The 18,666-nt window shown below is 72.7% G+C and carries 17 protein-coding genes; 8 read left to right on the top strand and 9 right to left on the bottom strand.

The window, feature by feature from the left end; all coding sequences use genetic code 11:
• Nucleotides 1–5 precede the first annotated feature (5 nt).
• The gene (locus ACFYYB_RS36900) at nucleotides 6–1,865 is read right to left on the bottom strand and encodes a phosphatidylglycerol lysyltransferase domain-containing protein (protein ID WP_389441965.1); all 1,860 of its coding nucleotides are present in this window, start codon (nucleotides 1,863–1,865) and stop codon (nucleotides 6–8) included.
• Between the two features lie 152 nt (nucleotides 1,866–2,017).
• Between ACFYYB_RS36900 and ACFYYB_RS36895 the strand changes: the two genes are divergently transcribed.
• Nucleotides 2,018–3,124 carry an alpha/beta hydrolase-fold protein gene (locus ACFYYB_RS36895; protein ID WP_389441962.1) on the top strand — a complete coding sequence of 369 codons (1,107 nt, stop codon included), beginning with the start codon at nucleotides 2,018–2,020 and terminating at the stop codon, nucleotides 3,122–3,124.
• A 30-nt stretch (nucleotides 3,125–3,154) separates the two neighbouring features.
• On the opposite strand, the gene ACFYYB_RS36890 is transcribed toward ACFYYB_RS36895, so the two are convergent.
• Nucleotides 3,155–4,126 carry an ABC transporter ATP-binding protein gene (locus tag ACFYYB_RS36890; protein WP_389441959.1) on the bottom strand — a complete coding sequence of 324 codons (972 nt, stop codon included), beginning with the start codon at nucleotides 4,124–4,126 and terminating at the stop codon, nucleotides 3,155–3,157.
• Between the two features lie 133 nt (nucleotides 4,127–4,259).
• Here ACFYYB_RS36890 and ACFYYB_RS36885 point away from each other — a divergent pair, with 133 nt between their 5' ends.
• The 4 genes from ACFYYB_RS36885 (at nucleotide 4,260) to ACFYYB_RS36870 (ending at nucleotide 8,033) form a co-directional block, all read left to right on the top strand.
• Nucleotides 4,260–5,012 carry an ABC transporter permease gene (locus ACFYYB_RS36885; RefSeq protein WP_389441956.1) on the top strand — a complete coding sequence of 251 codons (753 nt, stop codon included), beginning with the start codon at nucleotides 4,260–4,262 and terminating at the stop codon, nucleotides 5,010–5,012.
• Nucleotides 5,012–5,689, top strand: coding sequence for an ABC transporter permease (locus tag ACFYYB_RS36880; protein ID WP_389441954.1), 678 nt, complete (start codon nucleotides 5,012–5,014; stop codon nucleotides 5,687–5,689). Before ACFYYB_RS36885 ends, ACFYYB_RS36880 begins: the two co-directional genes overlap by 1 nt.
• A gap of 57 nt (nucleotides 5,690–5,746) precedes the next feature.
• The gene (locus tag ACFYYB_RS36875; protein WP_389441952.1) at nucleotides 5,747–6,739 is read left to right on the top strand and encodes an ABC transporter substrate-binding protein; all 993 of its coding nucleotides are present in this window, start codon (nucleotides 5,747–5,749) and stop codon (nucleotides 6,737–6,739) included.
• Nucleotides 6,740–6,836: 97 nt separating this feature from the next.
• Nucleotides 6,837–8,033, top strand: a complete 1,197-nt coding sequence (locus tag ACFYYB_RS36870) for a hypothetical protein (protein WP_389441950.1) — start codon at nucleotides 6,837–6,839, stop codon at nucleotides 8,031–8,033.
• A gap of 19 nt (nucleotides 8,034–8,052) precedes the next feature.
• Here the strand turns inward: ACFYYB_RS36870 and ACFYYB_RS36865 are convergent, their stop codons facing one another.
• The 4 genes from ACFYYB_RS36865 to ACFYYB_RS36850 form a co-directional block, all read right to left on the bottom strand.
• Nucleotides 8,053–9,315 carry an alpha/beta hydrolase family protein gene (locus ACFYYB_RS36865; protein ID WP_389441948.1) on the bottom strand — a complete coding sequence of 421 codons (1,263 nt, stop codon included), beginning with the start codon at nucleotides 9,313–9,315 and terminating at the stop codon, nucleotides 8,053–8,055.
• Between the two features lie 94 nt (nucleotides 9,316–9,409).
• Complete coding sequence (locus tag ACFYYB_RS36860; RefSeq protein ID WP_266956188.1) at nucleotides 9,410–9,625, bottom strand: hypothetical protein; 216 nt, start codon at nucleotides 9,623–9,625, stop codon at nucleotides 9,410–9,412.
• A 67-nt stretch (nucleotides 9,626–9,692) separates the two neighbouring features.
• Complete coding sequence (locus ACFYYB_RS36855) at nucleotides 9,693–10,598, bottom strand: arylamine N-acetyltransferase (RefSeq protein ID WP_389441946.1); 906 nt, start codon at nucleotides 10,596–10,598, stop codon at nucleotides 9,693–9,695.
• Between the two features lie 158 nt (nucleotides 10,599–10,756).
• Nucleotides 10,757–11,899 carry an NADH-quinone oxidoreductase subunit D gene (locus tag ACFYYB_RS36850; protein ID WP_250754463.1) on the bottom strand — a complete coding sequence of 381 codons (1,143 nt, stop codon included), beginning with the start codon at nucleotides 11,897–11,899 and terminating at the stop codon, nucleotides 10,757–10,759.
• A 123-nt stretch (nucleotides 11,900–12,022) separates the two neighbouring features.
• Between ACFYYB_RS36850 and ACFYYB_RS36845 the strand changes: the two genes are divergently transcribed.
• Complete coding sequence (locus ACFYYB_RS36845) at nucleotides 12,023–12,514, top strand: PH domain-containing protein (RefSeq protein WP_389441943.1); 492 nt, start codon at nucleotides 12,023–12,025, stop codon at nucleotides 12,512–12,514.
• Nucleotides 12,511–13,905: a PH domain-containing protein gene (locus ACFYYB_RS36840; RefSeq protein ID WP_389441940.1), complete on the top strand. Its 1,395-nt coding sequence runs from the start codon at nucleotides 12,511–12,513 to the stop codon at nucleotides 13,903–13,905. The genes ACFYYB_RS36845 and ACFYYB_RS36840 overlap by 4 nt, the downstream gene beginning before the upstream one ends.
• A 19-nt stretch (nucleotides 13,906–13,924) precedes the next feature.
• On the opposite strand, the gene ACFYYB_RS36835 is transcribed toward ACFYYB_RS36840, so the two are convergent.
• Both ACFYYB_RS36835 and ACFYYB_RS36830 read right to left on the bottom strand, forming a co-directional pair.
• Nucleotides 13,925–14,620: a response regulator gene (locus ACFYYB_RS36835; RefSeq protein ID WP_389441937.1), complete on the bottom strand. Its 696-nt coding sequence runs from the start codon at nucleotides 14,618–14,620 to the stop codon at nucleotides 13,925–13,927.
• 2 nt (nucleotides 14,621–14,622) lie between these two features.
• On the bottom strand, nucleotides 14,623–15,822 hold the full coding sequence (locus ACFYYB_RS36830) for a sensor histidine kinase (protein WP_389441934.1): 1,200 nt from the start codon (nucleotides 15,820–15,822) through the stop codon (nucleotides 14,623–14,625).
• A gap of 106 nt (nucleotides 15,823–15,928) precedes the next feature.
• Between ACFYYB_RS36830 and ACFYYB_RS36825 the strand changes: the two genes are divergently transcribed.
• Nucleotides 15,929–16,951 (top strand): SAM-dependent methyltransferase, encoded by a 1,023-nt coding sequence (locus tag ACFYYB_RS36825; protein WP_389441932.1) that lies wholly within the window; start codon nucleotides 15,929–15,931, stop codon nucleotides 16,949–16,951.
• A 75-nt stretch (nucleotides 16,952–17,026) separates the two neighbouring features.
• Here the strand turns inward: ACFYYB_RS36825 and ACFYYB_RS36820 are convergent, their stop codons facing one another.
• Entirely contained in the window at nucleotides 17,027–18,577 is a 1,551-nt protein-coding gene (locus ACFYYB_RS36820) for a M20/M25/M40 family metallo-hydrolase (protein ID WP_389441930.1), read from the bottom strand.
• Between the last annotated feature and the right edge of the window lie 89 nt (nucleotides 18,578–18,666).

The following is an 18,666-nucleotide window of genomic DNA, read 5'->3' as shown; positions in this document are numbered from 1 at the left end:
GCGGCTCAGGCGGCCCGGACCTTGTGTTCCGTCTGGGTGGGGACGGCGGCCGGGGCCGGTACCTGGTGGTGGGCGCAGGTGCGGACCGGCTTGGGGCGGCGGCGGCCGGCGAACAGGCGGGGCAGGGCCAGCGTGACGAAGCCCTCGGCCTGCATCGCGGCGAAGCCGATGCGGGGCAGGTCCCGGGTGGTGCGGAAGACCACGAAGCGGGGCTCCCAGCGGGGGCGGAACTTCGCGTTGAACTTGTACAGCGACTCGATCTGGAACCAGCGCGAGAGGAACACCAGGAGGCTGCGCCACATCCGCAGGAACGGGCCGGCGCCGATCTTCTCGCCGCGGGCCAGGGCCGAGCGGAACATCGCGAAGTTCAGGGAGACCTTCTCGATGCCGAGCGCGGGGGCGGCCTCCAGGGAGGCGACGATCAGCAGCTCGTTCATGCCGGGGTCGGCGGCGCGGTCGCGGCGCATCAGCTCCAGCGACATGCCGTCGGCGCCCCAGGGGACGAAGTGCAGGACGGCTTTGAGGTCGCCGAAGGGGGAGGTGTCGCCCTCCTCGACGCGGTGCGCGGTGGCGATGTAGCAGTCGCCGTCGCCGGGGTCGCCGACGCGGCCGAGCGCCATGGAGAAGCCGCGTTCGGTGTCGGTGCCGCGCCAGGCCTCGGCGGCGCCGCGGACCCGCTCCAGCTCGGCCTCGGTCAGCTCGCTGACCCGGCGGACCCGGGTGGTGTAGCCGTTGCGTTCGATGCGCTTGACCATCTGCCGGACGTTGCGCATCGCCCGGCCGGAGAGGGAGAAGTCCTTGACGTCGACGATCGCCTCGTCTCCGAGTTCCAGGGCGTCGAGGCCGGTCTCGCGGGTCCAGACCTCGCCGCCGGTCTCGCTGCAGCCCATGACGGCCGGGGTCCAGGAGTGGGTCTTGGCCTCCTCCATGAACCGTTCGATGGCGCCGGGCCAGGCCTCGACGTCGCCGACGGGGTCGCCGGAGGCGAGCATCACGCCGGAGACCACGCGGTAGGTGACGGCGGCCTTGCCGCTGGGGGAGAAGACGACGGCCTTGTCGCGGCGGAGCGCGAAGTGGCCCAGGGAGTCGCGGCCGCCGTGCTTGGCGAGCAGCTCGCGGAGCTTGACCTCGTCGTCGGCGGTGAGCCGGGCGGCCGGGTGCTCGGGGCGGAAGGCCAGGTAGATGGTGGTGACGGCGGTGAGCATGCCGAGCGCGCCCAGCGAGTAGCCGACGGTCCAGGACACCCGGCCGGCGTAGTCGACGGGGCCCTCGAAGCCGAAGAGCCCGTAGACGACGTGGCTGATCTGTTCATAAACACCCGGATTGCCTACGACGCGGCCGGGGTGCGAGTTGACGATGACCAGGCCGAGGCCGATGGAGCCCGCGCTCATCAGCACGAAGTTGGCGAGCGCCTTCCATCGGCTGCGCGGGTCGGGCAGTGCCTTGAATTCACTCTGATGGCGCAGCAGGAGTGCCAGGAGCACCGCCGCGATGACCACGCCGATGATCGAGTGGCGGTACGTGAACTGCGCGACGGCACCCGCCGGCAGCAGCACCACGGCGGCCCGCCAGGCGCGGCGCTTGCGGCGCTTGAGCCCGTGGGCGAGCAGCAGGAGCAGGACGCCGGCGCTGAGGGCCAGGGCGGCGGCGAAGGGGCCGAAGGAGCCGGGCAGCACCTCGGTGACCGCGTGGATGCGGCTGTGCCGGAAGCGCGGGAAGACCCCCGCGGCGATGTCCAGCAGGCCGACGACCGTAACGGCGGTTCCCACGACTCCGGGGACGGACTCCGGTCGTGGGCCTCGGAGGATTCGGCTGACAGGCTTCGGAACCTGTCCCGACTTATCGCCATCTATCCTGCTAGACATCGCTTCCCGTTGCTCTGCGAGAGATCATGTGGCCGAAGGCCGCTGGGCCTTTCGTTGGGTGGTGCGTCCCCTAGGACGACATCGAAGGGGAGCGGGTTCACTCTTCCGTCGAGAAAAAACTAGTCCTGCCATAGAAAGTCGACTGACTGCTCATGGGTCTCACCAGTAATACGGTTCTGGCGCTGGCCATCCTTGCCGGTGTGCTGCTGTTCGCGGCCACGGTGTGGTTCTGGCCGAAGCTCTCGGGCCGCTCCTGGCGTTCGGTCGTCGGCCGGATCGGCCTGCTGCTGGCGACGCAGCTGGCGATGTTCGCGGCGATCGGTCTCGCGGCGAACAAGTCGTTCCTCTTCTACGGCTCCTGGGCCGACCTCTTCGGCCAGGAGACGTCGATCGGCAAGGTCGTCGACCACTCGATGAGCAGCGACGACATCAAGGTGGTCGACAAGCAGCACCTCGACGTGCCCGGCGGTGCCAAGCCTCCGGTCGGCGGCCAGATCCTGAAGGTGTCCGTGACGGGCCAGAAGTCGAAGATAACGAGCCCCGGATACGTGTGGCTGCCGCCGGAGTACTTCCAGCCGCAGTACAAGGACCGCAACTTCCCGGCCTCCATCGTCCTCACGGGCTACCCGGGCATGGCGGAGAACCTGATCAAAGGGCTCGACTACCCGATGAAGGCCTTCAGCCTGTCCAAGGCGGGCAAGATGAAGCCGATGATCATGGTCATGATGCGCCCGACGCCGGGAGCGCGCGACACCGAGTGCGTGGACATACCCGGTGGCCCGCAGACCGAGACCTTCTACGGCCAGGACCTTCCGCAGGCCATCCAGAACACCTTCCGGGTCGGCAAGAAGCCCGCGAACATGGGCTTCATCGGCAACTCCACGGGTGGTTACTGCGCCCTGAAGATGACCGCGCACTACCCGCAGACCTTCGGCGCCGCCGCGGGGCTGTCCGCGTACTACGAGGCCGCGGACGACCCGACGACCGGTGACCTCTTCCACGGGGACGCCAAGCTGAAGGCCCGAGCGAACGTGCTGGAGTCCCTCAAGGCCAAGCAGCCGACCGGTACGTCGTTCCTGGTCACCAGCAGCGAGAAGGGCGAGCCGAACCTCGCCGGCACGAAGAAGTTCATCAAGCTGGTCAAGGGCCCGGACCGGGTCTCCTCGATCATCCTCGACAGCGGCGGCCACAACTTCAACACCTGGCGCCGCGAGATCCCGCCGATGCTGGTGTGGATGAGCACCCGGATCCAGGCGTAGCGAGGACGACGGCGGGCACCGGCCCGGGGTTCAGGCCTCCTGCAGCCGGGCCCGGCGCAGGGCCCGGTGCACCCCCTCCGGGGTGAGTACGCCGATCAGCGCGCCGGAGTCGGGATCCGTGACCCCGATCCGCCCCGAGTCCTCCTGGAGCAGCAGCGCGAGCGCCTCGCGCAGACTGGCCCCCAGCGCCACTCCGGCGGTGGGGGCCTTTCCGTCGGCGGGGGAGACCTCGGCCAGGTCGGCCTGGGCCACCGCCGTGACGGCCAGCCGCTTCAGCCCCCGGTCGGAGCCGACGAAGCCGGCCACGTAGTCGGTCGCCGGGGCGCCCAGCACCTCGGCCGGGCGGGCGAACTGCTCGATGGTGCCCGCTCCGTAGACCGCGATGCGGTCCCCGAGCCGGACCGCCTCCTCCAGGTCGTGCGTGACCAGCAGGATCGTCTTGCGCACGGTCTTCTGGAGGGTGAGGAACTCGTTCTGGAGCCGCTCGCGCACCACCGGGTCCACCGCGCCGAACGGCTCGTCCATCAGCAGCACCGGCGGGTCCGCGGCGAGCGCCCGGGCCACGCCGACGCGCTGGCGCTGCCCGCCGGAGAGCTGCTCCGGGTAGCGGCCGCCGTAGACGGCCGGATCCAGCCCGACCAGGTCGAGGAGTTCCGCGGCCCGTGCGCGGGCCTTGGCCTTCGGGGTGCCGATGAGCTGCGGCACGGTGGCCGTGTTCTCCAGCACCGTCTTGTGCGGGAACAGCCCGACCTGCTGGATGACGTAGCCGATGCGCCGGCGCAGTTCGACCGGGTCGGCCTGCGCGATGTCCTCGCCGTTCAGCAGGATCCGGCCGGAGGTCGGCTCGATGAGCCGGTTGACCATTTTCATGGTGGTCGTCTTGCCGCAGCCGGACGGGCCCACCAGGGTGACCAGTTCGCCCTCGGCGACCTCGAAGGACAGGTCCGCGACGGCCGTGGTCCCGTCGGGGTAGCGCTTGGTCACTTGCTCGAATCGGATCACCCGCCCATCTTTCCCTACCCGCGGGGTCCATTTGTGAAGGGCGTGTTGCCCGCGTGCGAAGGATTCCGGCCATTGTCGGTGCCGGGGGTTATGGTCGCTCCTACGTACGATCGGCGACGGGGGGCGAGGAGCGATGGCCGGGCAGAGCTGCCTGGTGGCGAACGACTGGATCTGCTGGGAGTACGTCACCTCCCGCTCCCAGGAGCTCACCGACGCCACCCTCGAACACGTGTGGATCACGGCCGTGTCGGTGCTCATCGGCATCGCCGTGTCCGTCCCGCTCGCCCTGCTGGCCCGCCGCGGCCGCCACTGGGCGGCCCCCGTCCTCGGCATCACCACGCTGCTCTACACGGTCCCGTCGCTCGCCATGTTCTCCCTGCTGCTGCCGGTGTTCGGGCTCTCGGCGGCGCTGGTGGTGACCGGTCTGGTGCTGTATTCGCTGACCATCCTCGTGCGCAACGTGCTGGCCGGCCTCGAAGCCGTGCCCGAGGACGTACGGGAGGCCGCGCGCGGGATGGGGTACGGCCCGGGCCGGCTGCTGTGGCAGGTCGAACTGCCGCTGGCGCTGCCCGCCCTGCTGGCCGGCGTACGGATCGCGACCGTCTCCACGGTCGCGCTGACCACGGTCGGCTCCATCGTGGGCAAGGGCGGCCTCGGCAACCTCATCGCACCCGCCGTGAACAGCTCCTTCAAGGCCCAGGTGCTCACCGCATCGGTGCTGTGCGTGCTCCTCGCCCTGGTCGCGGACCTGGCGCTGCTCGGCCTCCAGCGGCTGCTCACGCCCTGGACGCGGGCGACGAAGGCGCCGCGCGCCAAGCGGGGCGGACCGGCCGGACCGGCTGGATCGGCCGGACGGGCCGCCGACGTGAAGGCGGGAGTCGTCTGATGGGCGTACTGGGACAGGCCTGGGACTGGCTGGCCGACGGGGCCAACTGGTCCGGGGAGAGCGGAGTCTGGCACCGGCTCGGCGAGCACGTGTACGTCAGCGGTGTCGCCTTGGCCCTGGCCTGCGCGCTGGCCCTCCCGGTCGGGCTGTGGCTGGGGCACCTCGGCAAGGGCGGCGGCCTCGCGATCAACGTCTCCAACATCGGGCGGGCCGTCCCGGTCTTCGCGGTGCTGGCGCTGTTCATGGTCTCCCCGCTGCGCAGCGCCGGGTACGTGCCCACCATCGCCGCGCTGGTCCTGTTCGCCGTCCCGCCGCTCCTGACCAACGCCTACGTCGGCATGCGCGAGGTCGACCGCTCGGTCGTGGAGGCCGCGCGGGGCATGGGCATGTCCGGCCGCCAGCTCTTCTGGCGCGTGGAACTGCCGCTCGCCCGCGGGCTGGTGATGACGGGGCTGCGCTCGGGCGCCGTCCAGGTCATCGCCACGGCCACCATCGCCGCCATGGTCGGCCAGGGCGGCCTCGGCCGGATCATCACCGCCGGCTTCAACACGTACAACACCCCGCAGGTCGTCGCGGGCGCCCTGCTGGTCGCCGCGCTGGCGCTGCTGGTGGAGGGCGCGCTGGTGGCGGCCGACCGGCTGCTGCCGGGCGCGCCCGCCCGCGCGACCGCCCGCTGAGCGGGCCCCGGCACGTCGGCCCGTCCCTTGTTGCCCCACCCCTTGAAGGAGATTGAGATGAGCAAGTCCACGCGCGCCCTCGGCGCGGCCCTGGGCGCGGTCGCCCTGACCGCATCGCTCGCCGCGTGCGGCGGCGACAGCCTGGAGAAGACCAAGGACGGTGGCTCCTCCGCCGCCGCCTCCGGGTCCTCCGAGGGCGGCAAGGGCGGCAAGCTGGTGATCGGCGCCGCCGGCTTCACCGAGTCCAACGTGCTGGCCGAGCTGTACGCGCAGGTCCTCAAGGACGCCGGCTACGACACGTCGATCACCACGGTCAGCAACCGCGAGCTGTACGAACCCTCGCTGGAGAAGGGCGAGATCGACGTCGTCCCGGAGTACGCGGCGACCCTCGCGGAGTTCCTCAACGCCAAGGTGAACGGTGCCAAGGCGCCGACGGAGAAGCCGGTCGCGTCGAGCGACGTGACGGCGACGGTGGCGGCCCTGGAGAAGCTGGCGGGCCCGCTGGGGCTGAAGGCGCTGCCGGCGGGCTCGGCGGTCGACCAGAACGCCTTCGCGGTGAGCAAGGAATTCGCCACGAAGAACAATCTCAAGACCCTTTCCGATCTGGGCAAGTCCGGTCTGAAGGTGAAGATCGCGGCGGGTGACGAATGCGCGGTGCGGCCCTTCTGCGCACCCGGATTGAAGACCACGTACGGAATCGACGTGTCCGGTATCGACCCCAAGGGCGTCGGGACCCCGCAGGCCAAGCAGGCGGTCAAGGACGGCGCGGACCAGCTGGTCCTGACCACCACCACGGACGCCACCCTCGACAGCTTCGGCCTGGTGCTGCTGGAGGACGACAAGAAGCTCCAGAACGCCGACAACGTGCTCCCGGTGGTCAACGCCAAGGACGCCGGCGCCCCCGAGATCGCGGCCGCCCTCGACAAGATCACCAAGGCGCTCACCACCGCCGATCTGGTCGAGCTGAACCGCAAGATCGACGCCGAGCGTGCCAAGCCGGCGGATGTCGCCAAGGCCTACCTGGAGTCCAAGGGACTGCTGAAGAAGTAGGAGTTGCGCCTTTCGTGCGCCGAGTGCGGTAACCGCTCGGGAACAGATTCCCGGGCGGCTACCCCACACCCTGTCCACGCCCTGTAAATTTCAGGCCATGCCCCGTGGACGCCACCGCAATCCCGAACCTCTTCACCGGCTGCTCACGCCGAGCGCCGTCGCCGGTGTGTCCGTCGTCGGCGCAGGCGCCGCCTGGCTGCTCGCGGAACCGATGGCGCTGCGCCTGCTCGTGGCGCTCACCGCGGCCGCCGGGCTGACCGGCGCCGTCGTCATGCGCGCGTGGGACCTGGCGGCGGGCCGCCGGGTCACCGAGCTCGGGCGCGAGCGGGTCAAGGACGAGTGGCGCACGGACGAGCGGATAGCCGAGCTCGAATCCGACCTCGAAGAGGCCCGGGTGCTGCGCGGCAAGCTCGACGCCAAACTGCGCGCCAAGCGGGTCGAACTCGCGGGCCTGCGCGGGGAACACGCCTCGCTGCTGCGCCGATACGCCACCGCCGAGACCGAGCGGGCGAGCGCCCTGGAGGGACGCCGGCTGCTGGCCATCGAGGCCGCGGCCCCGGCGGCTTCCACCCCCGCTCCCAAGGAACTTCCGGCGGTCACCGAGGAGCGCACCAGCGCGGGCGCCGCCACCTCGGTGGGCTTCGCCCGCGCCCACGCCGCGCTCGTGGCGCTGGCCGACAAGACGGCCAAGGCCACCGGGCCCGGGCCCGGACCCGGACCCAAGGGCCCGAGCGGCCCTCCCGCCCTCCCGGCGGGCCCCAAGGCCCCCGCGGCTCCGGCCCTCCCGGCCGCACCCGCCGGTTCGGCCGGTGCGGCGAAGCCCGCCGCCCCCGCCGGTTCGGCGAAGCCCGTCGCATCCGCCGCCCCGGCGAAGCCCGCCGCGCTGGAGGCGCACTCCCGCCCCGCGCTCACCGGCCCCGCGCTCACCGGCCCGGTGCCCGCCGGCCCGGCGGCGGCCGTCCCCGCGCGCCGTCTCGCGGCCGCGGTGGCCCCGTACGCCGAGCACCGCCGGCCCACCTCGCGCGTCGAGGGCGGTTTCGACTTCTTCGGTGCGAAGACCGCGGCGCAGGCCCGCGCGGCGATCGAGTCCGTCCAGAACGAGGACCTCGCCGATGTCGTCGGCGCGGAGGCCCTCGCCGTCCACGAGGCGGAGTCCGCTCAGGGCGGGGCGGCCGAGCCGGAGTTCAAGGATCCTGCCGCGGAGGAGCGCGCCGTGGGCCAGGTCATCGACCTGACCGCCCACGACGAGACCGAGCCGATCGACGTGGTGCAGCTGCGCGCGGCGAGCTCCTAGGCCGTTCCGCCCCGGCGTTCTAGCGCAGCGAGTCGAACCAGCGGACCGCCTGGGGTGCCGAGCGGATCGCCGAGGTGAAGTGGTCGGCGTCCGCCCCCTGGTCGACGACCTTCGCCCGGACCCCGTGGCGGGCCAGATCGGCCGCACAGGCGAGGGCGTTGGCGAAGGGCACGTCGGTGTCGCCCGAGCCGCCGTAGAGGCGGACCGGGGCGGCCGGCTTCCAGTCGCAGGCCTCGTCGTTGGCCTTCAGGGCCGTGCGCAGGGCTCCGTGCGGGGCGCGGATGTTCTCGTACCAGGCCGGGGTGAGCAGTTCCTCCGGTGAGGCGGGGAGTCCGGCCGCGATGTCCTCCACCTGGTGGCTCCCGTCGAACAGGCTTTCCACAACCTGTGCATAAGGTGCGCGGAACACCTCGGCCGGGTCCGCGTAGAGCGGGTGCAGCCTGTTCTGCGCGGTGAGGAAGTACGTCAGGTAGAAGACGGCGGTGCGCGGGGCGACCCGGCCGTCGGTGATGCCGGGCAGTTCGGAGCCGTCCAGGTCGTACGGCCCGGCGATCGGGGCCAGCCCGCGGAGCCGGAAGCCGCTGCCGGGACGCGACAGTTCGCGGCCCAGGGCCATCGCGACCTGGCCCCCCTGGGAGAAGCCGGTGGCGTAGACGTCCCGGGTGACGGGGCGCCCCAGCCGGCCGGCCGCGGTTCGGGCGGCTTCCAGCATGTCCACGGAGGCGGTGACCGAGGACCGGGTGTCCATGTACGGGTGGGCCCCCGGCCCGCCGCCCAGGCCCAGGTAGTCCGGAGCGGCGACGGCGCGGCCGGCGGAGGCGTGCAGGTAGGGCGTGAGCCGGTTGTAGCCCGCGCCTCCCGAGGGGGCGTCGTCGCGGGTGGCGACCGTGCCGTGGGTGTCGGAGACCAGGTCGAGCCGGTGCGGGCCCCCTCGCGGGAGGACCAGCAGGCCGGTGGCGGTGGTCGGTCGGCCCTGAGGGTCGACGGTGGCGTAGGTGAGCCGGTAGGCGGCGACGCCGTACCGCACGGTGGACGCGTCGAAGCCGAGCGGGGCCAGGCGTGCGGTGACCTCCGCGGGGGCGAGCCGCTCCAGGGGGATGAGGGAGATGAGGTGCCCGCGGCCGCTCTGCGCGGACGCCGTGGCCGCGGGACTCCCCGTCGGGGCGGCGGGCGCCGCGAGCGCCACGGGCGCGGCGAGCCCGCCGAGGACGGCGGCGAGGACCACGGCGGCGGCGCCGCGCCGGAGCCGGAGGCGGTTGCTCTGCTTCTGCTGGGTCGTCATGCTCCGAAGCTACGGAGCGGCGGACATCCCCGACATCCGGCTACCTGGCGGCTGTTACGGGTGCTGCCCCCCGTGCTTCCCCCCCCGTCCGGGCCTAGAACAGCGGGAGTTGGCCCGGCAGCGGGGACAGGGTGAAGCCGTCCAGGGTGGGGGCACTGGCGCCGAGGGTCACGCGGGCGCGGGAGCCGGGGCAGGAGACGAGGTCCCCGCGGCCCCGTCCGGCGGGCGGGTCGTGGCGGGCGATCCGCCCGGCGGTGACGGCGCAGTCGCGGCCGCAGGAGGGGCAGGCCCGGCGGGGTGAGAGGGACATCCCCCCAGTCTGCCCTGCCGCTACGACATCGGCCCGGCCCGCCGCTTCGGGCCGGCCCCCTTCGCGGTCACCCCTCGCGGCCGGCCGCCCAGCTCTCGTGGGCCCGGCTCACCCGGGCCCACAGGGCCGTGCGGTCCGTCGGGGTCAGGTCGTCGAGCGCGCGGCCGAAGACGCCCTCCAGCACGGCGTAGAACTCCTCCGGGCCGTCGAGCACCCGCTTCGCGTTCCCCTTCACGGGGTCGGTCCGGCTCAGCACCCGCCCCCGCAGGGCGTCGATGCCGTCCGCGTCGCGGCGCAGGGCCGCGAAGGTCCGTACGAAACCGGAGTCCGCGGAGGTCGACAGCCGGAGGTGCTCGGCCTCGAAGCCGGCCGCTCCCGCCGTCCCGGCGGGCTCCGCACGGAAGTTCACGAGCGGGGCGGAGCTGCCGGGGTGGCGGTAGAGCCAGCCCAGCGAGGGCAGCCGCTCCAGGGAGTAGGTGAAGGCGCCCTGGCGGTAGGTGCCTTCGCGCAGGGGCAGCGGCTCGTGCGGGCCGTCTCCGAGCCCGGCGTCCACGTAGTAGACGCCCTCCGCGTCGGGCGCCGCCCCCGGCACGCGGACGGTGAGTGCCAGGTGGTCGCCGCTCACGCCCCGCAGGGCCTCCTCGGACTGGGACTCCTCGTACACGCCGCCCACATGGCGGGTGACCTCGTAGCCGAGGTGGTCGAGGAGCATCGCGAAGGCCCCGTTGAGGTGGAAGCAGTAGCCCCCGCGTCCGGCGGCGAAGCGGCGCGCCGACAGCTCGGGGTCGATGCCGGGGGCGCGGCCGAGCTGGATGTCGACGTTCTCGTACGGGACGCGCTCCAGGTGCGCCCGCTGGAGGGCGAACAGCCCCTCGACGGACGGCGCACCCGGCTCCTCGATGCCGAGCCGCCGCAGGTAGGCGGCGACTATGGCGGAGTGCGGTTGCGGGTTTGCTGATGCGCCGGAGGTCATGCGGGCAGCCTAGGGCGTGTCCGCAAAGTAGCGCCTGCCTCGCGACGCCCGGCACGTGCTCTCGGCGCACCGGGCGAAAACCCGAGTACGTCCAGTACACGGGCTTCCGCCCGGCCGCTCGCCCCCGGCCGGCCCCTCGCACGCCGATTGCTCGGCGATTACTTGTCGATGTCGCCGACGACGAAGAACAGGGAGCCCAGGATCGAGACCATGTCCGCGACCAGCTGCCCGGGGAGCAGGACCGCCAGGGCCTGGATGTTGTTGTACGACGCCGAGCGCAGCTTCAGCCGGTACGGGGTCTTCTCGCCCTTGGAGACCAGGTAGTAGCCGTTGATCCCCAGCGGATTCTCGGTCCACGCGTACGTCTCGCCCTCGGGCGCCTTCAGCACCTTCGGCAGCCGCTGGTTGATCGGGCCGGGCGCCAGCTCCGCCATCCGGTCCAGGCAGGCGACCGCGATGTCCAGCGCGTTGTGGGTCTGCTCCAGCAGGACCTCGAAGCGGGCCAGGCAGTCGCCCTCGGTGCGGGTGACGACCTTCAGGACGTCCTGGAGCTCGCCGTAGGCCAGGTACGGCTCGTCGCGGCGCAGGTCGAAGTCGACGCCGGAGGCGCGGGCGATCGGGCCGGAGACCCCGTACGCGTGCACGGCTTCGGCGGACAGGACGCCGACGCCGCGGGTGCGGGCGCGGAAGATCTCGTTGCCGCGCACCAGGTCGTCGTAGACGTGCATGCGCGTGTTGACGTCGGCGATGGCGGCGCGGGCCCGGCCCAGCCAGCCGGCCGGGAGGTCCTCCTTGAGGCCGCCGACGCGGTTGAACATGTAGTGCATGCGCCCGCCGGAGATCTCCTCCATGACGGCCTGCAGCTCCTCGCGCTCGCGGAACGCGTGGAAGATCGGGGTGATGCCGCCCAGCTCCAGGGGGTACGAGCCGAGGAACATCAGGTGGTTCAGGACCCGGTTCAGCTCGGCGAGCAGGGTCCGCATCCACACGGCCCGCTCGGGCACCTCCATGCCGAGCATCCGCTCGACGGCCATGACGACGCCCAGCTCGTTGGAGAACGCGGACAGCCAGTCGTGGCGGTTCGCGAGCATCACGATCTGCCGGTAGTCGCGGGCCTCGAAGAGCTTCTCGGCACCGCGGTGCATGTAGCCGACCACCGGCTCGGCGCTGACGATGCGCTCGCCGTCCAGGACGAGGCGCAGGCGCAGCACGCCGTGCGTGGAAGGGTGCTGGGGGCCGATGTTGAGCACCATGTCGGTGCTCTCCGCCGCGCCGCCGATGCCGACCGTGGTCTCCGTCATGGCGGCATTGTCTCAGCCGGCGGGGGTGGGTCGCGGCCCGGTCCGGATTCCGGATCGGGAGCGGCGGCCGACGGGCGCCGCAAGCCCGGCCCGATCCGAGGGGCACGCCCCTAGGGTGGGGGGATGGACACGGGGACAGAGGGTGAGGCGGGTCCGCCGGAGTGGGTGGGGCTGCTGGGAGGGCTGCTGACGCTGCGCAGGCTCCTGCTGGCGCTGTGGATGTCCCTCTTCGCGGTGGTGACGGCCGTCGTGCTGGCGCTGACCGCCGGGCCGGGGTGGGCGGCGCTCGGCGGGTTCTGGCTGGTGGTGCTGGCCTGGGGCTGGGTGCTGCTCGGGCGCAACTGGCGGTCGTGGCGGTACGCGGAGCGCGCGGACGACCTGCTGATCAGCCGGGGCGTGATGTGGCGGGAGCAGACCGTGGTCCCGTACGGGCGGATGCAGCTGGTGGAGGTGACCTCGGGGCCCCTGGAGCGCCGCTTCGGGCTGGCCACCGTGCAGCTCCACACGGCCGCGGCGGCCACCGACGCCACGATCCCCGGACTCGCGCCCGAGGAGGCGGAACGGCTGCGCGACCGGCTGACGGAACTCGGCGAGGCAAGGTCGGCGGGGCTGTGACCCCGTCGGCCGGCGCGGAGTCCGCGGGGCCTGCGGAGCCCGCGCAGCCCACGCAGTCCGCGGAGTCCGCAGGACCCGCGGCGTCCGCCGCGTCCGCGTCCGCGCAGGAGCGGCGGTTGCACTTCCTCACGCCGCTGCGCCGGGCCTGGGTGCCGATCGCCGCGACCATCGGCATCGTCGCCCAGCAGGGCGAGAACCTCGCCGAGTGGGCGACGGCCGTCTCCACCGTCCTGCGGATCCTCGCGCTGGCGGCCCTGGTGCTCGTCTTCGGCGTCTACGGCTTCCTCAGCTGGTGGTTCACGCACTACGCGGTCACCGACACCGAACTGCGCATCCGCAGCGGGCTCCTCTTCCGCCGCACCGCGCACATCCGCCTCGACCGGATCCAGGCGGTCGACGTCACCCGCCCCCTGCTGGCCCGGCTCGCGGGCGTCGCCAAGCTGCGGCTCGACGTCATCGGTACGGAGGCCAAGGACGAGCTGGCCTTCCTCGCGGAGAAGGACGCCGTCTCGCTCCGCGCCGAGCTGCTCGCCCGCGCGGCCGGATTCACCCCGGCCGAGGCCCCGCTGCTGGGCGAGGCCCCCGAGCGGGAGCTGCTCCGCGTGGAGCCGCGCGATCTGGCGATGTCCCTGCTGCTCACCATGACCACCTGGGTGATCATCGCCGGCGGGATCGCCGGCCCCTTGCTCGTGTGGTGGTTCAGCTCCAACCCGTGGGTGGCCGTCGTCACCCTGCTCCCGGTGCTGGGAGCGATGTGGGCGGGGAGCGCCGGCCGCTTCCTCGCCGAGTACGACTGGCGGGTCGCCGAGTCCCCGGACGGGCTCCGGCTCGACCACGGGCTCCTCGACCGCGTGCACGAGACGGTGCCGCCGGGGCGCGTGCAGACGGTACGGATCGTCGAGCCGCTGCTGTGGCGCCGGCGCGGCTGGGTCCGGGTGGAGCTGGCGGTGGCCGGCTCCAAGAACGACGTCCTGGTCCCGGTGGCCACCCGGGCCGCCGCCCACGCCGTCGTGGCGCGGGTGCTGCCCGGCGTCGACCTGGGGGCCCTCGTCTTCGAGCCCTCGCCGCGGAGCGGATCGCGCTGGGTGGTGCCGGTGTGGTGGAAGGGGTATGGCCTGGCCGTGTCCGCGGACGTGTTCGCTGCCCGCCACGGCCGCCTGTGCCGGCGTACGGAGATCGTGCCGCACGCCAAGGTGCAGAGCGTGCGCCGCTCCCAGGGCCCCTGGCAGCGCGCCCGAGGGGTGGCGGACGTGCACGTGGACACCGGTGCGAACGGCACGGTCACGGCCCGCTTGCGCGCGGCGGCGGAGGCCGCCGAACTGCTCCACGCCCAGGCGGCCCGCTCCCGGACCTCCCGGGCCGTGGCCCGCCCGGACCGCTGGATGACCTGACAGCGGCCGGGCCCGGGGGCTACGCCGCCCCGCCGCCGCCCGCGCGGACCAGGCCGGTCTCGTACGCCAGGACCACGACCTGCACCCGGTCGCGCAGGTTCAGCTTGGTCAGGATGCGGCCCACGTGGGTCTTGACCGTGGCCTCCGACAGGACCAGGCGGGCGGCGATCTCGCCGTTGGACAGGCCCTGGGCGACCAGCAGCATGACCTCGCGCTCGCGCTCCGTCAGCCGCTCGACGTCCTTGTTCCGCGGCTCGGCCGAGGTCGTCGGGAGCATCGGCGCGAACCGGTCCAGCAGCCGGCGCGTCGTGGACGGGGCGACGACCGCGTCCCCGCTGTGCACCGAGCGGATCGCGGCCAGCAGCTCGCCCGGCGGGACGTCCTTGAGCATGAACCCGCTCGCGCCCGCCTTCAGGCCCGAGAAGGCGTACTCGTCGAGGTCGAAGGTGGTCAGGATGATGACCTTGGGGTGTTCCTCGGGCTCGCAGATGCGGCGGGTCGCCTCGACCCCGTCGAGGCGGGGCATGCGGACGTCCATCAGCACCACGTCCACCTTGGTGGCCCGCAGCACCTCCAGCGCCTCCAGGCCGTCGCCGGCCTCGGCGACGACCTCCATGTCGGGCTGCGCCGCGAGCACCATCCGGAAACCGGTGCGCAGCAGTACTTGGTCGTCGACCAGCATCACGCGGATCGAGGGGCCGGTGGGGAAGGACATGGTCACCTTTTCTTCAGGGGGAGCAGGGCGCTGATCCGGAAGCCGCCACCGGGCCGGGGGCCCGCGTCGAGGGTGCCCCCGACCATACCGATGCGTTCGCGCATGCCGATCAGCCCGTGTCCGGCGCCGTCCGCGCCGCCGTCCGTGTACAGCTCGCGGGCCGCGCCCCGGCCGTCGTCCTCGACGAGCAGGCCGAGCCCGTCGTCGAAGTAGACGAGCCGCACGCTGGCCTTCGCGGTGGGGCCGCCGTGCTTGCGGGTGTTCGTCAGCGCCTCCTGGACGATCCGGTACGCCGTCAGCTCCACGCCGCTGGGCAGCTTGCGCGGGGCGCCCTCGACCTCGAAGTCCACCGTGAGCCCGGCGGCCCGTACCTGCTCGACGAGTACCTCGATCTGCTCCACGTCGGGCTGCGGCACGTAGTCCTCGGACTCCTGCGGCTCGCCGGTGCGCAGTACGCCCAGCAGCCGGCGCATCTCGGCGAGGGCCAGGCGCCCGGTGCCGGAGATGGTCTGCAGGGCCTCCTTGGCCTGCTCGGGGGCCGCGTCCATCACGTAGGCGGCGCCGTCGGCCTGGACGACCATCACCGAGACGTTGTGCGCGACGACGTCGTGCAGTTCGCGGGCGATCCGGGCCCGCTCGGCGGCGACGGCCACCTTGGCCTGGGCCGCGCGCTCCTGTTCCAGGCGCTGGTTGCGCTCGACGAGCTGGGCGTAATAGGCCCGGCGGGTGCGCAGGGAATCGCCCGTCACCCAGGCGAGGGCGAACGGGATCATCATGAACACGACGAAGAGCAGGTTGTCGGTGGCGGAGTTCGACTTGTCCACGCCGTTGCGCAGGAAGTACAGCGCGGAGGCGCTCAGCCCCCAGCCGAGGGCCGTGCGCGAGACCCAGCGCGGCACGTCGGAGGCGGCCACCGTGAAGAGGACCACGAGCATCGCGAAGTCGTAGAAGTTCGCCTCCGCGCCGATGGCCAGTTGGTAGAGGCCGGTGGCGACGGTGAGCCAGAAGACCGGCACGGTCCACTTGCGGCGCAGCGCGATGGCGCTGCTCAGCGCCACCACACAGGGGGTGGCGAGCAGCGCGGCGGCCGTGCCCTGGTGCATCGAGGCGACGATGGCCATCGAGAACCCGAAGAAGAGGACAGCCCAGAAGCTGTCGACGCCCGTCGGGTGTCTGCGGAGGAAATCGTAGAGGCGCTGCACGTAACCCAGAGTAGGGACAGCCGATAGGTGCTGGAGTCAACCAGAGGGGCGATCCGTGCGACGCGCGAGTACTACCCGAGGTGGAGACGACCATAACCTTTCAGCGATGAGCACTCAGGGTGAAGGCACGGGACAAGCGGATCAGCAGGCGGGTCCGGTGCGCTGGCGGACGGCGATGGAGCGGGCGCTGTACGGCCCCGACGGCTTCTACGTACGCCCCGGCGGGCCCGGCCCCGCAGGGCATTTCCGCACGTCGGTGCATGCCTCGCCGCTCTACGCGCGGGCCGTGGCCCGGCTGCTCCTGTGGGTGGACGGGGAACTCGGCCGCCCGGATGAGCTGGACCTCGTCGACGTAGGGGCCGGCCGCGGGGAGCTGCTGGCCGGGGTGCTGTCGGCGCTGCCGCCGGAGACGGCCGCGCGGGTGAGGCCGTACGGGGTGGAACGCGCGGAGCGGCCCGCCGGGCTCGACGGGCGGATCCACTGGGTGAGCGAACCGCCCCGGGGGACCCGGGGGCTGCTCTTCGCCAACGAGTGGCTCGACAACGTACCGCTGGACCTCGCCGAGGACGGCCGCTACGTGGAGGTCGCGCGGGACGGCACGGAGCGCCCGGGCGGTCCCTTGGACGGGCCGGACCTGGCCTGGCTGGAGCGGTGGTGGCCGCGGGCGGGCGCGGGGGCCGGCGCGGAGTCCGGCGGGGGCCGGGCGGAGATCGGCCGGCCGCGCGACGAGGCCTGGGCCGCGGCCGTCGCCACGGTGGAGCGGGGACTCGCGGTCGCCGTGGACTACGCCCACACCCGGGAGGCCCGTCCGCCCTTCGGGACGCTGACCGGCTTCCGGGCCGGGCGGGAGACCGCCCCCGTGCCGGACGGGAGCTGCGACGTCACCGCGCACGTGGCGCTCGACGCGTGCGCGGGGCCGGGGGCGGTCCTGTGGACCCAGCGGGACGCGCTGGCCGCCCTCGGCGTCTCGGGGGCCCGGCCCCCGCTGACCCTGGCCTCCACCGACCCGGCGGCGTACGTCCGCGCGCTGTCCCTGGCGGGGGAGGCCGCGGAACTCACCGCCCGCGGCGGGCTGGGCGACTTCGGCTGGCTGGTCCAGCCGGTCGGGGTGGCCGCCTGGCCGGGGTAGCGGCGGCGTCTGGGGGCGGGTGGGGACTCGGCGCCGCGTAGCGGCCGCACCGTCCCCGACCCGCCCCCGTTGCGGCTACTCCGTCTCGTGGTCGTGGCCCTCGTGGAGGCCACCACCGCTGCCCGAGCCGTCGGTCGGCTGCGCCGGCACCGGCTTCGACAGCGGCGCCAGGTCGTACGCGTAGTGACCCACCGCGTCCGCGATGACGTCGACGTTGATGTCGAGCGCCTTCTGGTCGATGTTCGCCAGGGTGTCGCCCGCGCCGTGGTAGTTCACGTCGTACGCGACCCCGGCCTGCCCGCCGAACTTCGCCGCCTGCGCCGGCGTCTTGATGCCCTCGGCGCCCGTGAACGTACCGCCCGAGGGGATGCCGACCGCGATGAACGGGCCGTAGTCCGAGCGGCCCGAGAAGTCGGTGCCCTCGCGCGGGATGCTCTTGGAGTCGAGGAAGTCGTTGATCCCCTTCTCCAGCTGCGCCGAGCCCTCGGGGCCGGGGCCCGAGCCGACCTTGTCCGAGTCGTCGCCGTCGTAGACGAAGTACGCGGCGTTCGGCGAGGCGATCATGTCGAAGTTCAAGTAGAGCTTGATCTGCTTCTTCTGCACCTCCGTCAGCCCGTCGACGTACGCCTCGGAGCCGAGCAGGCCGAACTCCTCCGCCGACCACCAGGCGAACTTGACCTTGTTCTTGATCTTCGTCTGGCTGCTCGCGAGCTTCTGCGCGACCTGGAGGATGCCCGCCGAGCCGGAGCCGTTGTCGTTGATGCCCGGGCCCTTCGCGACGGAGTCGAGGTGCGCGCCGAGGAAGACGGTGTTGTTCTCGTCGCCGCCCCGCGTCTCCGCGACGACGTTGTACGTCTTGCGGTTCTCCCGGAACTCGCGGATGTCGAGGGTGACCTCGACCGGCCCCGCGGCGGCGTCGGCGGCGAGCCGCTGGCCCTCGGCCAGCGTGACACCGCCGGTCGGGATCTTGCCCGCGTCGGCCGCGCCGATGGTGCCGTTGAGGGCGCCCTCGGTGTTGTTGTAGATCACCGCGCCGACCGCGCCGGCGTCGGCCGCGTTCTGCTGCTTGACCGCGAAGGCGCAGCCGCCGCGCTTGATCAGCGCGACCTTGCCGGTAAAGGCGCCCGCGGCGAAGTCGGCGGGCTCGCAGCCGTTGGTGCCGTCGGCGTCGACCGGGGCGGCGGCGATCTGCGCCGTCACACCGTTCGCCGGACCGCTGGCGGTGTACGTCATCAGCTTGATCGGGACGTCGCGGCCGGCCGGGCCGTTGACCTTCAGGGTCTCGGCGATCGTCTCGACGAACACGAAGTCGAACTCGTTCTTGGTGACCTTGTATCCGGCCGCCCGCATGACGAGCTCGACGTACTGGGCCGACTGGACGTGGCCCTTGGAACCCGCCACACGGGTGCCCTTGTTGTAGTCGGCGATGGCCTGGAAGACCTTCAGGTGGTTGTTGGCACCCTTGCCGGTGGAGTCCTTGACCAGCTTGCGGGCCAGGGCGTCACCCCGGGCGGCATCGCTCTGCGGGCTGCCGGTGGCACCGGCGGGTCCGGCGAGGAGCAGCGGGGAGACGAGGGCCGCGGCCGCCAGGGCGGCGGTGGCTGCGGCTATACGGCGTGAGGGCATGAAAGTCCTTCCACGGCAGATGCGGGAGCGCATGCGGATGGCGTGTGGCGTGTGGCACGGAGCGTGTGGCACGGAGCGTGTGGCACGGA

The sequence above is a fragment of the Streptomyces sp. NPDC002886 genome (genome assembly GCF_042888445.1).
Classification (GTDB): domain Bacteria; phylum Actinomycetota; class Actinomycetes; order Streptomycetales; family Streptomycetaceae; genus Streptomyces.
Note: the sequence above shows the minus strand (reverse complement) of the source record. Positions and strands in the feature narration are given on the sequence as shown.